At 71.9% G+C, this 14787-nt stretch carries 9 protein-coding genes and 3 pseudogenes; 7 read left to right on the plus strand and 5 right to left on the minus strand.

The features are described 5' to 3' along the window. Nucleotides 1-85: 85 nt before the first annotated feature. The 3 genes from B072_RS0135490 (at nt 86) to glpK (ending at nt 4486) form a co-directional block, all read left to right on the plus strand. Entirely contained in the window at nt 86-1744 is a 1659-nt protein-coding gene (locus B072_RS0135490; RefSeq protein ID WP_018534737.1) for a GGDEF domain-containing protein, read from the plus strand. A gap of 375 nt (nt 1745-2119) precedes the next feature. Continuing rightward, nucleotides 2120-2881 carry an MIP/aquaporin family protein gene (locus tag B072_RS0135495; RefSeq protein ID WP_018534738.1) on the plus strand — a complete coding sequence of 254 codons (762 nt, stop codon included), beginning with the start codon at nt 2120-2122 and terminating at the stop codon, nt 2879-2881. 87 nt (nt 2882-2968) lie between these two features. Further along, nucleotides 2969-4486 (plus strand): glycerol kinase GlpK, encoded by a 1518-nt coding sequence (gene glpK / locus B072_RS0135500; protein ID WP_018534739.1) that lies wholly within the window; start codon nt 2969-2971, stop codon nt 4484-4486. A gap of 87 nt (nt 4487-4573) precedes the next feature. Here the strand turns inward: glpK and B072_RS0135505 are convergent, their stop codons facing one another. The 4 genes from B072_RS0135505 to B072_RS0135520 all read right to left on the minus strand — a co-directional run bounded on the left by B072_RS0135505 (nt 4574) and on the right by B072_RS0135520 (nt 9071). Next, nucleotides 4574-5179 (minus strand): GTP-binding protein, encoded by a 606-nt coding sequence (locus tag B072_RS0135505; RefSeq protein WP_018534740.1) that lies wholly within the window; start codon nt 5177-5179, stop codon nt 4574-4576. A gap of 94 nt (nt 5180-5273) precedes the next feature. Further along, the gene (locus B072_RS0135510; protein WP_018534741.1) at nt 5274-5678 is read right to left on the minus strand and encodes a DUF742 domain-containing protein; all 405 of its coding nucleotides are present in this window, start codon (nt 5676-5678) and stop codon (nt 5274-5276) included. A 10-nt stretch (nt 5679-5688) separates the two neighbouring features. Beyond that, on the minus strand, nt 5689-6126 hold the full coding sequence (locus B072_RS0135515) for a roadblock/LC7 domain-containing protein (protein ID WP_018534742.1): 438 nt from the start codon (nt 6124-6126) through the stop codon (nt 5689-5691). Beyond that, a complete protein-coding gene (locus tag B072_RS0135520) occupies nt 6123-9071 on the minus strand; it encodes a nitrate- and nitrite sensing domain-containing protein (RefSeq protein WP_018534743.1) in 2949 nt (982 codons plus the stop codon). Before B072_RS0135520 ends, B072_RS0135515 begins: the two co-directional genes overlap by 4 nt. A 321-nt stretch (nt 9072-9392) precedes the next feature. Between B072_RS0135520 and B072_RS50050 the strand changes: the two genes are divergently transcribed. Then, on the plus strand, nt 9393-9980 hold the full coding sequence (locus tag B072_RS50050) for a hypothetical protein (protein ID WP_078506694.1): 588 nt from the start codon (nt 9393-9395) through the stop codon (nt 9978-9980). A 109-nt stretch (nt 9981-10089) separates the two neighbouring features. Here B072_RS50050 and B072_RS44850 read toward each other — a convergent pair. Beyond that, nucleotides 10090-10662, minus strand: a pseudogene (locus B072_RS44850) (oxidoreductase C-terminal domain-containing protein); the annotation flags it as partial. Between the two features lie 21 nt (nt 10663-10683). Between B072_RS44850 and B072_RS0135535 the strand changes: the two are divergent. The 3 genes and pseudogenes from B072_RS0135535 to B072_RS44855 all read left to right on the plus strand — a co-directional run. After that, nucleotides 10684-13049 (plus strand): annotated as a pseudogene (locus B072_RS0135535) (GcvT family protein). 35 nt (nt 13050-13084) lie between these two features. After that, nucleotides 13085-14257: an N-methyl-L-tryptophan oxidase gene (gene solA, locus B072_RS0135540; protein WP_018534748.1), complete on the plus strand. Its 1173-nt coding sequence runs from the start codon at nt 13085-13087 to the stop codon at nt 14255-14257. Beyond that, nucleotides 14254-14787: pseudogene (locus tag B072_RS44855) on the plus strand (aromatic ring-hydroxylating oxygenase subunit alpha); the annotation flags it as partial. The gene solA and the pseudogene B072_RS44855, both read left to right, overlap by 4 nt.

Raw genomic sequence — 14787 nt, forward strand, 5'->3', positions numbered from 1 at the left:
GTACGCTGCGTGACCGTGCCGGAATGCTGCGTGAACAGCGCGTGAACTGGGCCTGGGGGTGCTCCGGGGGCGCCATCATGCTCCCGTGCGCTCCTGGACGGACAGTCTCCGCTTCGCCTTCCAGCCCGTGGTCAATCTGACGACGGGGACCGTGGCAGCGCTGGAGATACTGGCCCGCCCGGAACACGGTGACGTGCTGGCCCGGGCCAGGCGCGAACCCGAACTCGACGGGCACCTCGCGGCGTTGGCGATCCGCGACGCGGCACGCAGGGAGACGCTCCTGCCGCTGCATGTGAACGTGTTCGCGGGCACGCTGGCCGACCTCGGCGACCTGGCCGCGCTGCGCGACGCCGTGCGCGCGGCCGGGCGCCTGCCGTGGGAGGTGACGGTCGACGTGGGCCCGCCGTTCACGCACGTACCGCATCGGGCTCTTCTGGAGGGTGTGGAGGCGCTGCGCGGGGCGGGGTTCCGGATCTGTGCGGACGGGGTCGGGGACGGTGACGTACCGCTGCGGCTGCTCGACGATCTGGCACCCGACCTGGTCAAGCTGGACGCGTCGCTGCTGACACGGGCGGCGTCGGTGCGCGCGATGCGGACGCTGTGCGAGGAGTCGGGGGCGCTGCTCGCGGTCGAGGGGGTGGAGACGGAACGGCAGTGCGCCGCGGCGCGGGACGCGGGGGCCCAGCTCGCGCAGGGCGAGCTGTTCGCGCCGCCCGCCCGGCTCCCGACGTCGGAGGTGTACGTGCCCGAACTTCCGGCCGCGGCACGTGCGTTCCGACCTGTGGGGCCGTCGGTGAGGGAGTTCGTGCGGCCCGCGGCGCTGCTGCCCGAGTCGGCCTCGGCGGAGCAGGTGCGCAAGCTCCTGACCGGGGCGCCCGAGGTGTCGGGCGTGCTGCTCGTGGACGCGGCGGGGGTGCCGGTGCGGTCGGTACAGCGGGACCGGTTCCTGCTGTCGCTGTCCGCGCGGTACGGGCACGCGCTGTACGCGGACCGGCCTGCGGCGCGCCTCGGTGACCTGCCGCGCACCGTGGGCGTCGCGGCGACCGCGTGGGAGGTGCTCGATGTCGTCGCGGACGGTGAACGCAGCCGCGCCGCGGACGATGTCGCCGTGGTCGACGACGGCGGGCGGTGCGTGGGCGTCGTGCGCCTCGCCGACCTCGTACGGGCCCTCGCGGAGAGCCGGGTCGAGGAGGCGGCCGGGCTGAATCCGCTGACCCGGCTGCCCGGTTCGGACGCGGTGACCTGTGAGGTGGACCGGTGGGTGGCGCAGGGGCGGGCGTTCGCGCTGAGCTGGCTGGACATCGACGGGTTCAAGCAGGTCAACGACGGGGCGGGGTTCGCGGCGGGCGACGAGCTGATCCGCTCGGTCGGGCGGGCGCTCGCGCGGACCGAGTCGGAGGCGCTGCGGGTGGGGCACATCGGAGGCGACGACTTCCTGGTCCTGGCCGATCCGGACCGGCTCGGTCCGCTCGCCGCCGCGGTGCTCGACGCGTCCTGGTCGGCGGGCGGGTGTCCGGTGACGCTGTCGCTCGCCACGCTGGTGTGCCCGCCGGGCAGTGTCCCGGACCACCGTCGGGCGGCGGCCCGCCTCGCGCCGCTCAAGCAGGCCGCGAAGGCGCTGTCCGGGGTCAGTTGGGTGTGCGGGCAGGCGGGACGGGAGGGGTACGAGGTGCGGCGCGGGACGGCGGCGACGGACGGGGCCTCCGCCGTGCCGACGCGGCAGGGGGCCTCGCCCGCCTCGTAGGGGCGGCGGCCGCAACTGCCTTACAGAACAGGGTACTTAACGGAGCGTTTGCCGCCGGACAACCGTTGCGGTCTGCGACCTTGACGCTCCAGTAAGGCCGGTGAACACTTCCGGGTGTCAGTCGGCATCGCCGCATGACGGCCCATCGACGCCCGGGGGCGCACGCTGCCCTCAAGGCGTCTCCTGCCCGGTCGGGCCAGGTCAGGGCCGCTCCCCCACGCGCGGTTCCGGCTGTGCGGGCACGCTCGTCACGGATGCCGGGCGGGGCACGGGATCGCCCCTGTCCTCGGCTGAAGTAGCCAGAACCAGCCAGGGGAAACGCCCCCTGCGCGGAGGACCGGGGCCGTCGCCCCGGGCGAGGGGCTAGGAGCCGCTATGCACAGCAACGGAGACATCTTCGTCGGTGAAGTAATCGGCACCGCCATTCTGATCCTGCTCGGCGCGGGCGTCTGCGCCGCCGTCACCCTCAGGCATTCCAAGGCCAGAGCCTCGGGGTGGATCGTCATCGCGTTCGGCTGGGGTTTCGGCGTGCTGGCCGGCGCGTACACGGCGGCACCGCTCTCGGGCGGCCATCTCAATCCCGCCGTCACCATAGGCATCGCCGTCGACACCGGCGAGTGGGGCGACGTATGGGTCTACCTGTGCGGCCAGATGGTCGGGGCCATGCTCGGCGCCGTCCTCGCGTACCTGGTGTATCTCGCCCAGTTCAACGCCAACGTGAGCTCCGGTGTGCGGGGCGCGGACGCCGCCGACGACGCGGACGGTCCGCTTCCGACTCTGGGCATCTTCTCGACGATCCCCGAGATCCGTAACCTGGTCGCGAACCTGATCACCGAGATCATCGCGACGATCGCCCTCGTCCTGCCCATCCTGGCGTTCGGGCTGACCAAGGGCCTGGGCGAGTCGGGTACGACCGCGCTGATCGTGTCGCTGCTGGTCGTCGGCATCGGTCTGTCGCTCGGCGGGCCGACGGGTTACGCCATCAACCCGGCCCGTGACCTGGGCCCGCGCATCGTCCACCAGTTCCTGCCGATCCCCAACAAGGGCACGTCCGACTGGGGTTACGCCCTCGTCCCGGTCGTCGGGCCGCTTCTCGGCGGCGCGCTGGCGGGGGTCATCTACAACGCAGCGTTCTGAAGCGCGGCCGCGGAAGGGCTCCGGCTCGCTCCCGCGGCGTCCCGACACCCCACCCACGTACGACCGTCTTCTCACGAAGGGGTAGCCATGCCCGAGACTTCCGTGAAGTACGTCGCCGCCATCGATCAGGGCACCACCTCCAGCCGCTGCATCATCTTCAATCAGGACGGCGAGATCGTCGCCGTCGACCAGCGCGAACACCGTCAGATCTTCCCGAAGCCGGGCTGGGTGGAGCACGACGCCACCGAGATCTGGTCCAAGGTGCAGGCCGTGGTGGCCGGCGCGATCGCCAAGGCGGGCCTGCGGGCCGACCAGCTCAGCGCCCTCGGCATCACCAACCAGCGCGAGACGACGGTCCTCTGGGACCGGGCCACCGGCAAGCCGGTGCACAACGCGATCGTGTGGCAGGACACGAGGACGTCGGCGCTCTGCAACGAACTGGGCGGCTCCGACGGACAGGACCGGTTCCGAGACCAGACCGGCCTGCCGCTCGCGAGCTACTTCTCCGGGCCCAAGGCGGCCTGGCTGCTCGACAACGTGCCGGGGCTGCGGGCGCGCGCCGAGCGCGGCGAGATCGCCTTCGGGACGATCGACTCGTGGCTGATCTGGAACCTCACCGGCGGCACCGACGGCGGTGTGCACGTCACCGACGTGACCAACGCCGGGCGCACCATGCTGATGAACCTGGAGACCCTTCAGTGGGACTCCTCGATCCTGTCGGCGATGAACGTGCCCGAGGCGGTGCTCCCCGAGATCCGGTCGTCGGCCGAGGTGTACGGCACGGCGGTCGGTCAGCTGTCCGGTGTGCCCGTCGCGTCCGCGCTCGGTGACCAGCAGGCCGCCGTGTTCGGGCAGGCCTGCTACGACACCGGGACGGCGAAGAACACGTACGGGACGGGCAGCTTCCTGCTGCTCAACACCGGGAACCGGCCGGTGCCTTCGAAGAACGGGCTGCTCACGACCATGGGGTACAAGATCGGCTCCGAGGCTCCGGTCTACTGCCTCGAAGGGTCGATCGCGATCACCGGCGCCCTGGTGCAGTGGTTCCGTGACCAGCTCGGCATCATCAAGACCGCCGACGAGATCGAGACACTGGCGGCGAGTGTGGCGGACAACGGCGGGGCGTACATCGTGCCCGCGTTCTCCGGTCTGTTCGCGCCCTATTGGCGTTCCGACGCGCGCGGTGTGGTCACCGGGCTGACCAGGTACGTCACCAAGGGGCATCTCGCTCGTGCCGTCCTGGAGGCGACGAGTTGGCAGACCCGTGAGGTCGTCGACGCGATGTACCAGGACTCCGGGGTGCAGATCACGACCCTGAAGGTCGACGGCGGCATGACGAAGAACAATCTGCTGATGCAGCACCAGGCGGACGTGCTCGGCGTGCCGGTGATCCGGCCCAGGGTCTCCGAGACGACGTGCCTGGGCGCCGCGTACGCGGCCGGGCTCGCGACGGGTGTGTGGAACGACCTGGACGAGCTGAAGGCGCACTGGCAGCGGGACGTCGAGTGGACGCCCTCGATGGACGCGCAGGTCAGGGACCGCGAGTACCACAACTGGCGCAAGGCCGTGGAGAAGAGCTTCGGCTGGCACGAGGACGACGCGTAGGTCGCCGGTAGATACGCGAGGAGGACGGTACGCGCGCGTGGCGGACGGAAACATCGCCACGCGCGCGTGCGTGTGCGGGGGTACCGCTCAGGTGGTGGCGGGCTGGCGGCGTCGGGCGGAGGCCGCCGCGGCGTGTTCGACCACGCCGATGAGGACGTTCTTCACGGAGTCCTTCTCGCGCGCGTCGCACAGCACCACCGGAACACCGGGGTCGAGGTCGAGGGCCTGGCGCACCATGTCGGCGGGGTAGCGCGCGGCGCCCTGGAAGCAGTTGACGCCGACGACGAACGGGATGCCGCGCCGCTCGAAGTAGTCGACCGCGGCGAAGCAGTCCTCCAGGCGGCGGGTGTCCGCGAGGACGACGGCGCCCAGCGCGCCGGTCGCGAGTTCGTCCCACAGGAACCAGAACCGGTCCTGGCCGGGCGTGCCGAAGAGGTACAGGACCAGGTCCTTGCGGACGGTGATCCGGCCGAAGTCCATGGCGACGGTGGTGGTGTGCTTGCCCTCGACGCCCTGGGTGTCGTCCACGGGGCGGCCCGCCTCGCTGAGCAGTTCCTCCGTGCGCAGGGGCCTGATCTCGCTGACCGCGCCGACAAGGGTCGTCTTGCCCACGCCGAATCCGCCGGCCACCAGGATCTTGAGCGTGACGGGCTCGACGGGGGCCTTGCCGCGCTCGGAACGCCCGAAGATCATGGGTTGTCTCTCCTGACTCACTGGTCTCGCTGGTTGCAGGGCGAGCGGGTGGTGCGGGTTGATACGGGTCAGCTCGATCGGTGCCGTCGAGTCCTCAAAGAGCTCTGAGGCCGTCGATCACGTCGCGCAGAATGCTCTCGTCGGGCAGTTCCGCCGGGGGGACCGGGCGGCTGACGTGGACCAGCCGGTCGTCGACGAGATCGCCTATCAGGACGCGGACCACACCGACGGGGAGGTCGAGTTCGGCGGCGAGCTCGGCCACCGACTGCGGGCTGTCGCGGCACAGTTCGACGATGTCGACGTGTTCCGGCGACAGTGTCTGGTCGGCCACCGGGTCGCCGCCGCGCTGTTCGGCGACGACGACCGCGATGAGGTCCAGGCGATGCTGGCCCGCGCTGGTGGTGCGGCCCCGCGTCATGGCGTACGGGCGCACGACGGGACCGGCGTCGTCGTCGAACCAGTGCTGGGTCTCCTGCGTCTCCTGACCGTCTGCGCTCATACCCGACCCACTACCCGCCGGCGGTCAGATCCGTGCGCGGGGCCGTCGCCAGATGTGCGCCCACGCGTTTGACCAGCAGGGTCATCTCGTAGGCCACGAGGCCGACGTCGGAGTCCGCGTCCGACAGGACGGCGAGGCAGCTGCCGTCGCCCGCCGCGGTGACGAAGAGGAAGGCGTCGTCGAGCTCGACCACGGTCTGCCGGACGCCGCCCGCGTCGAAGTGCCGGCCCACGCCCTTGGCGAGGCTGTGGAATCCGGAGGCGACGGCGGCGAGGTGCTCACTGTCCTCCCGGGTGAGGTCCTTGGAGACCCCTGTCGGCAGTCCGTCCCCGGAGAGCACGAGCGCCTTGCGGATGCTGGCTACGCGCTCCACCAGGTCGTCGAGAAGCCAGTTCAGCTCCCGCGAACCCCCCTGGGTGGTGTGCGCGGTGGCCTTCGGTGCGGTCATCGACCGTCCCCCTCAAATGTCGTTCTCTGTGCTGTGCCGCCGGAGGTCTTGTCGCTTGTGGCGCTCTGGTCGCTCGTGGCGGTCACGTCGCTCGTGGTGGTCTGGTCACTTGTGCCGGCCTCGTCGGCTGTCGTCGGCTCGCCGCTGTTCGTGGTCATGGCGTGCGTGACGGCGTCGCCGCTCGTGGCGTTCTTCTCGCTCGTAGTGGGCTCGTCCCCCGCGGCGTTCTCCTCGCGGCCGCGCCGCCAGCCGCTCTGGAGCGAAGCCATCCGGCTGCGCACCTCGTCGGCGTCGCGCTCCGCGGGCTGCTCGGAGACCGGCTCGGCCCGGTCAGGGGCACGGTCGCGGCGCAGATCGGGCCCGTCCTTCAACTGCGGGGCCAGATTCGCCTGTCGTACACGGCGGGGCAGCCCCCCGGCAGTCGCCGCGGAGTCCGGCCGCGCTGCCTCGGTGAGCGCGGGCCTCGGCGGCTGCGGGTCCGTGGCGGCGGTCGTCTCGGTGGCGCGGGCGCGCCGCCTGGGCAGGTCGGCCGGCGGCGGGGGCGGGGTGGCGGATCGTCGCGCCGCGCCCTCGCGGTCGTGCAGCTCACCGGGTTCCGCGGCCTTGCGGCCGCTCTCGCCGAGGCGGGTGTGGATGACGGGCCTGCCGTGCGAGCTGACGAGTTTGGGGGTGCGGCGGCGCGGCAGCGGTACGAGACCGCCGGGAGCGGTGTCGTGGTCGCCGTCGCCGCCCCGGTCGGGCCCGAAGGCGCCGTCGCGGTCGGTGTCGTCGGCCTGCTGATGCTGCTCGCCGGGGGTTCCGGCGACGGGGCGGCGCGGGCGGAAGAGGTCGCCGCGCTCGCTGTCGTCGTCGCCCAGGGCGCCGGGGAACGAGGTCATGTCCGACGTGGCCAGCGGGGCCTCCAGCTCCACCGGCCCGTCGAGCACGGAGGCGGGCAGACCGGGCAGGCCCGGGCGGCCCTCGGCGGGGGCGAGGCCCGGGCCGCGGCCGGCCGACGGCGTGCGGCGCACCGCGTCCGGCCGGTCGAGGCGGAACCCGGCGCCTTCGGTGTCCGGTGCGTCGGTGAGCAGGGCGTCCGGGATGAAGACGACCGCGGTGGTGCCGCCGTACGGGGACGGCTGCAGGGAGACGCGTACGTTCTGCCGCTGCGCGAGGCGGCTGACCACGAACAGGCCGAGCCGGTCGGTGTCGGAGAGTTCGAACTCGGGGGTCTCGGCGAGCCGCAGGTTGGCGTCGAGCAGGGCGTCGCCGGCCATGCCGAGGCCGCGGTCGTGGATCTCCAGGGTGAACCCGTTGGCGACGCTCTCGCCGAGGACCTGCACCGCGGTGTGCGGGGGCGAGAACACCGTGGCGTTCTCCAGGAGTTCGGCCACCAGGTGGGTGAGGTCGGCGACGGCGGGTCCGGTCACCGCGATCCGCGGCAGCCGGCGCACCTCGATGCGCTCGTAGTCCTCGACCTCGGCGACGGAGGCCCGCACGATGTCCATGAGCTGGACGGGCTTGCGCCACTGCCGGGAGGGAGCGGCGCCGGAGAGGATCACCAGGCCCTCGGCGTGCCGGCGCATGCGCGTGGTCAGGTGGTCCAGGCGGAACAGGTCGGCGAGTTCGTCGGTGTCCTCGGTCCTGCGCTCCATCGTGTCGAGCAGGGTCAGCTGCTTGTGCAGCAGGACCTGGCTGCGGCGGGCGAGGTTGACGAAGACCTCGGAGACGCCGCGGCGCAGCTCGGCCTGCTTCACGGCCGCTTCGACGGCTGAGCGCTGCAGGGTGTTGAGGGCCTGGCCGACCTGGCCGATCTCGTCCTTGTCGTACTCGAGGCGCGGGGACTCGGTCTCCACGTCGACCTCTTCGCCGGCGGCGAGGCGGCGCATCACGCTCGGCAGCCGGACGCCCGACGCCTCATGCGCCTCCAGGCGCAGCCGACGCAGGTCACGGACGAGGCCGCGGCCGATGCGGAGCGACAGGAAGATGGAGAAGAGCAGGGCGAGCAGGCCCAGCACACCGGCGATCCCCGCGCGCAGGAACACCTGGACGGCGACGGGCCGGGCCCTTTCCTCGTACTGCTCGGCGGCCTCGGTGTTGCGGCCGTCCAGCTCGTGCAGGACCTGCCCGGCCGCCTCGTCCCACCGCCGGGCGGTGACGCCCTTCGGGGTGCCGGGCTTACCGTCGACGACGGCTTTTTCTGCGTTGTGCAGCGGGGTGGTGTCGGCGCTCCGCCAGTAGCGCTGGTAGCGGGAGCGTTCGTCGCTGGAGAGCAGCGCGAGATTGGTGTCGTACAGGAGCGTGCGCTGGGCGACGAGGTCGGAGACCTGGCGCAGTTCCTCCTGGGTGAGGCGGCGGGCGACGAGTCCGGAACTCACCAACGCGTCTTCCTGGGAAAGCAGTTCGCGCGCCTTGACCACGCCGACGACGGCGCGGCCCTCGCGTTCCACCTTGGCGTCGTCGATGGACACGACGTCCAGCAGGAAGTCGTACGTCGGTGTGATCAGGCCGTTGTAGAAGCTGAGGGCGCCGGCACGGGTGACGGTGCCCTCGTCCACGTTCCGGCGCAGGGACTCGATGTCGTCGAAGCCCTCCAGGGCTGCGTCCAGGGTGCCGCGCGCGTCGCCGTCCATCTCGTCGCGCAGGTCCGAGTTCCGGGCCTTCTCCTTGATGTCGGACATGGCCTCGTCGGAGGCGCTGCGCTTGGCCCGCAGGGCCGACTGCGCGTCGGAGGCGCGCGGGTCCGCGAGGTAGACGAGGGTCTGGCGGCGCTCCTCCTGGAGGACGCGGCCGGTCTCGGCGAGCGGGTAGCCGATGGAGTCGGCGACCTTGCTGGCGGAGAACAGCTGTACGGCGGCGCGTCCCGTGATGACCGAGGCGAAGGCCCAGATCGCTGTCAGGGACAGCAGCGGCACCATCAGCAGCGCCACGATCTTCCGGCGGATGGACTTCCCGCGAAAGCGCATGGCCTCCCCCAGATCGACCCCCTGCGGTCAGGGGCACACATGTGCGTCAACGAGCGGCGCGAGCCTACTACTGCGACAGGAGCAACTCGAAGGCCTGTCCGGATGCTGTCCGGCCCAACAGCGGTGCGGACGTCACCAGTTGTCCGGGCATTGCGGGAGATTGCATCCCGGAATCCCCGCACTCGTCGGCGATCACATTCAGCCTGACCCGAGGGAGAGTTGGCCGGAATCTTTCGCTCTTCCCTTCGGGTGGGATCGGGAGGTTGAAGAACGGATCCGGGAGATCGGTGGGCGGAGCAGGGCAGTTGCCTCGCTCCGGGGATCTTTCGAGTCCGCGATCGGGAATCTTCCGGGCTCGCCGTTCGTCTTCCATCACAGAAGGGTGAAGGGGGCACGCGGAGGCCGGGCAGGCAGCGTGAAGCGGATCAAACCGGGCAGTCACAGTTCAGGCCGGTGCGGGGGCACCGGGACCGAGGCCCGGGAGCGGCGGGGAGTGATGTGGTGATGGGCACGGCGGGGCGTGGCGAACTGTGGGTGGAGGAGCCGGCGAAGCGACGCCGGATGCCTGATCCTGTGCGGACGGCGGCGGTCCGGGCCGTACTCATCGTCTCGCTGACCCTGGTCCAGGCGATGGTCGCGGTGCTGTGCACGCTGGCCGACTCCTGGCTGGCGTTCCCCATGGTGCTCAGCAGCGTGGGCAGCACGGTGGTGGCGACCTGGGGCGTCCTGGACGTGTGGGTGACGCGCCAGGTGTGGAACCAGCGGAACGGCGTGGTCTCGGTCCCCGCGAGCACGGCCCGACGCCTGCGCAGAGAGCGCCGTCGGGCCCGCCGCGGCACGCGGGCCGGACGGCGCGCCCCGGAGAGCATACGGACGCAGGGCGGGACCGGGCAGCTGACGCATACCTGACGGCGCCAGGTGACGGCGATGCCCGACGAAGCCGGGCGACAGCGAGCAGGCCTGCCCGACGCCAGGTGATGCCGGGCAGGCAAGGCCCGCACGCCGGAACCCGCGCGGCTCACCCCACCCCGACCGTCGACTCCGCCCCCGCCACCGCAGTCGTCAGACCGTCGGCGCGGGCCAGTTCGCGACGTACGCGGGTGAAGGGGCGCGGCATGTCGACCGCGAGGGCGGCCGTGGTGACTCCGTCGCACTCGTAGTGGGCCAGGAAGCGGCCCTCCTGCGGTGAGCCCTCCACGATCCGGACGGTGTCGCCCTTGCGACGTCGACCGGCGAACTGAATACGGGAGCCGTACTGGTCCGACCAGAAGTAGGGCAGGGGGCGGGCATGTTCCACGGTGCGGCCGGACAGCAAGTTGCGTACGGCGATACGGGGTTGGGCCGTGGCGCTGGTCCGGTGTTCGGCGCGGACGCCGCCGACACGGGCCACGTCGCCGACGGCCACGACCTGGGGAAGAGAGGTGACACAGCCGTCGTCGCAGAGCACACCGTCGCGCACGGCGAGCGGGGAGCCGGCCAGCCAGCCGGTGTTCGGCACCGCTCCGATGCCGACGACGACGATGTCGGCGGGGAGCGCGCGCCCGTCGGTGAGCGCGACGCCGGTCACGCGTCGGCCGCCCGCGGAGTCGCCGACGAGCTCACCGCCCGCGGCCTGCGCGACGTCACCGTCCTCGAACAGGGCCCGCTGCCCGCGCCCGGCGGCTCCACCTCCCACGCGCCGGGGCTCGTCTTCCAGACCAGCCCGTCGAAGACCATGACGGAGTTCGCCCGGTACACGGTGGAGAAGTTCAGCGCGCTGGAGGCGGACGGGCTGTCCTGCTTCAACCCGGTCGGCGGCCTGGAGCTGGCGACGACCCCGAGCGCGGGGACGAACTGCACCGCAGGGCCGGCTGGGCCGCCTCCTGGGGCGTCCGCGGCGAGCTGGCCTCCGCCGCCCGGTGCAAAGAGCTGTGGCCACTTGTCGACGAGTCGATGATCCTGGGCGGCTTCCACACCCCGGACGACGGCCTCGCCCGCGCCGTCCTCGCCGCCCGCGCCCAGACGCACCGGGCCGAGGAGCGCGGCGCCCGCTTCCTCGACCGGCACACCGTCACCGGCCTCGAGCGGGCGGACGGCCGGGTCACCGGGGTGGTCACGGACCGCGGCACGTTCCCCGCCACGCACGTCGTCTCCGCCGCCGGTTTCTGGGGCCCGGTCATCGGCCGGATGGCGGGCGTCGACGTACCGCTGCTTCCGCTCGCCCACCAGTACGCGCGGACGAAGCCGCTGCCCGGGCTGGGGGGTGTGAACGATCCGCGCACCGAGGCGTCGAGGCCCATCCTCCGTTTCCAGGACCGCGATCTGTACTTCCGCGAGCACACCGACCGCATCGGCATCGGGAGTTACGCGCACCGGCCGCTGCCCGTCGACCCCTTCACGGTGCTCGCGTACGACGAGGCGCGGGCCCGGGCGAGGGACATGCCGTCCTCGCTGCCGTTCACCGAGGCCGACTGGGCGCCCAGCTGGGAGGACTGCCGCGCGCTCATGCCGGCCCTCCGCGACACCGAGATCGAGGAGGGCTTCAACGGCGTCTTCTCCTTCACGCCGGACGGCATGCCGGTTCTCGGCGAATCGAGCGCGCTGCGCGGCGTCTGGCTGGCCGAGGCCGTCTGGGTGACGCACTCGGCGGGCGTGGCGAAGGCGGTCGCCGAGGGGATGGTGGACGGTCATCCACAGACCGACCTGCACGAATGCGACGTCCATCGCTTCGAGGACGCCCGGCGCTCGCCCTCCTACGTGCACGACCGCGGGGCGCGGCAGTTCATCGAGGTCTACGACGTCATCCACCCGCTGCAACCCCTGGAACAGCCGCGTCCACTGCGCGTCAGCCCGTTCCACGCCCGCCAGCAGGAACTCGGCGCGCACTTCCTGGAGGGCGGCGGCTGGGAGCGCCCGCACCGGTACGAGGCCAACGCCTCTCTGGTCACGGAGACCCAGGCCCGCGATCCCTGGTCCGCCCGCCACTGGTCCCCCGTCGCCGCCGCCGAGGCGAGGGTCACTCGCGAACGCGTCGCCCTCTACGACATGACGCCACTGCGCCGCCTGGAGGTCACAGGACCGGGCGCCCTGGCGTTCCTCCAGCGCATGACGACCAACAACCTCGCGAAGAAGCCGGGCGCGGTCACGTACACCCTGCTGCTCGACGAGAAGGCCGGTATCCGTTCCGATCTCACGGTGGCCCGGCTGGCTCCCGACCACTTCCAGGTCGGTGTCAACTCCCCCGCCGACACGGCCTGGTTGCAGCGGCACGCGCCCGCGGACGTGCACATCCGCGACATCACCTCCGGCACCTGCTGCATCGGCGTGTGGGGCCCGCTCGCCCGCGCCCTCGTGCAGCCGCTGACCCGCGACGACTTCTCCCACGAGGGCTTCGGCTACTTCCGCGCGCGGCGGACGTACCTCGAGCACGTGCCCGTCACGGCCCTGCGGCTGAGTTGCGTCGGCGAACTGGGCTGGGAGCTGTACACCACCGCCGACCTGGGCCTGCGCCTGTGGGACACCCTCTGGCGGGCCGGGCAGGAGCACGGGGTGATCGCGGCGGGCCGCTCGGCGTTCAACAGTCTGCGGCTGGAGAAGGGGTACCGCGCCTGGGGCCACGACATGACGGAGGAGCACACTTCGTACGAGGCCGGACTGGACTTCGCCGTCCGCCTCGACCGCGGCGACTTCCTCGGCCGGTCCGCCCTCGAACAACTCCCGCCACCACGGCGCCGGTTGACCGCGCTCCTGCTCGACGATCCGGCGGCCGTCGTCCTCGGCAAGGAGCCGGTGTACGTGCACGGAGCCACCGGGACCGCGCAGGGCTACGTCACCAGCGCCGCGTACGGCTGCACGCTGGGCCGCTGTGTCGCGTACGCCTGGCTGCCGCCGCTGCCCACCGGCACCGGCGTGCACATCGAGCACTTCGGGGAGAAGGTGCCGACCACCGTCGCCGAGGAGCCGCTGTTCGACCCGAAGATGACCCGCATCCGGCGCTGACCTGAAGGCCACCGACCCCCCTGAGGAGACCCGTGGTGTCCCCCACCTACGACGTGATCGTGATCGGCCTGGGCGGCATGGGCAGCGCCGCCGCCCACCATCTCTCGGCGCGCGGCATGCGCGTCCTCGGTCTGGAGACGTTCGGCCCGGTGCACAACCGCGGCTCCAGTCACGGCGGTTCACGCATCACCCGCCAGTCGTACTTCGAGGACCCGGCGTACGTGCCGCTGCTGCTGCGCTCCTACGAGCTGTACGACGACCTGGAGCGCGCCACCGGCCGCGACGTCGCCACGTTGTGCGGCGGCGTGATGGTCGGCCGCCCCGACTCCCGCACCGTCTCCGGATCCCTGCGCTCGGCCCGGCAGTGGGACCTGCCGCACGAGATGCTCGACGCGAAGGAGATCCGCCGCCGCTTTCCGACCCTCACCCCCGAGGACGACGAGGTGGCGCTGTACGAGGCGAAGGCCGGGCTCGTCCGCCCCGAGAACACGGTCGCCGCCCACCTCCAGCTCGCCACGCGATCCGGTGCGGACCTGCACTTCGAGGAACCGATGACGCGCTGGGAGCCGTACAAGGGCGGCGTCCGGGTCCGCACGGCCGAGAACACGTACACCGCGGGCCAGTTGGTGATCTGCCCGGGCGCATGGGCGCCGCGGCTGCTCGCCGACGTCGGGGTGCCGTGCACCATCGAGCGGCAGGTCATGTACTGGTTCCGGCCGACGACCGGGGTCGCGCCCTTCACGCCCGAGCGGCATCCCGTCTACATCTGGGAGGACGCACGGGGCGTCCAGGTCTACGGCTTCCCCGCGATCGACGGCCCGGACCTCGGCGCGAAGGTGGCCTTCTTCCGCAAGGGCACGGTAACCACCCCCGAGACCATCGACCGCACGGTCCACGAGGACGAGATCGCCGCCATGGCCGACCATATGGCGCCCCGGATCCCGGCCCTGCCCGGCGCCTTCCTCAAGGCCGCGACCTGCATGTACTCCACCACGCCCGACGAGCACTTCGTGATCGCGCGGCACCCCGCGCATCCGGACTCGGTGACCGTCGCCTGCGGTTTCTCCGGGCACGGCTTCAAGTTCGTGCCGGTCGTCGGGGAGATCCTGGCCGATCTTGCGCTGACGGGCACCACCCGGCACCCCATCGACCTGTTCGACCCGCGCCGCCTGACGGCCGCGCCCGCCGCCCGAGGAGTCCGCCCATGACGACGACACCGGTCGCCCCCAGCCTGATCGCCACGCTTCCCGGCCGCTACTACACGGACCCCGAACTGTTCCGGACCGAACAGGAGCGGATCTTCGCGCACATGTGGTTCTGCGCGGTGCGCTCCGCCGACCTGGCCAAGCCCGGCGCCTTTCGCACGGTCCAGGCGGGCCGCGAGAACGTCCTGGTCACCCGCACCCGCACCGGAGCGGTGAAGGCCTTCCTGAACGTCCGCCGGCACCGCGGCGCCCGCCTGTGCACGGAAGCCGTCCGCGAGGTGCGGCGCAATCTCCAATGCCCTTACCACGCCTGGACGTACGACCTCGACGGCAGGCTGATCGCGGCGCCGAACCTGACCAGGATGCCCGACGTCGACCGGTCCGCGTACGGCCTGGTCGAGGTCGCGCTGCGCGAGTGGCTCGGCTACGCGTGGCTGTGCCTGGCCGACGAGCCGCCCTCCTTCGAGGAGACGGTGATCGGCGCGGCCGTCGAGCGGCTCGGCGACGCGGCCGCCATCGACCGGTACCGCACC

This window comes from Streptomyces sp. HmicA12, from assembly GCF_000373565.1.
Classification (GTDB): Bacteria; Actinomycetota; Actinomycetes; order Streptomycetales; family Streptomycetaceae; genus Streptomyces.

Bases quoted from the DNA above. Each gene is read 5' to 3' on its own strand.
- glpK (WP_018534739.1), top strand. From the start codon at position 2,969: ATGCCCGAGACTTCCGTGAAGTACGTCGCCGCCATCGATCAGGGCACC.
- B072_RS0135505 (WP_018534740.1), bottom strand. From the start codon at position 5,179: ATGATCTTCGGGCGTTCCGAGCGCGGCAAGGCCCCCGTCGAGCCCGTC.
- B072_RS0135510 (WP_018534741.1), bottom strand. From the start codon at position 5,678: ATGAGCGCAGACGGTCAGGAGACGCAGGAGACCCAGCACTGGTTCGAC.
- B072_RS0135495 (WP_018534738.1), top strand. From the start codon at position 2,120: ATGCACAGCAACGGAGACATCTTCGTCGGTGAAGTAATCGGCACCGCC.
- B072_RS0135520 (WP_018534743.1), bottom strand. From the start codon at position 9,071: ATGCGCTTTCGCGGGAAGTCCATCCGCCGGAAGATCGTGGCGCTGCTG.
- B072_RS0135515 (WP_018534742.1), bottom strand. From the start codon at position 6,126: ATGACCGCACCGAAGGCCACCGCGCACACCACCCAGGGGGGTTCGCGG.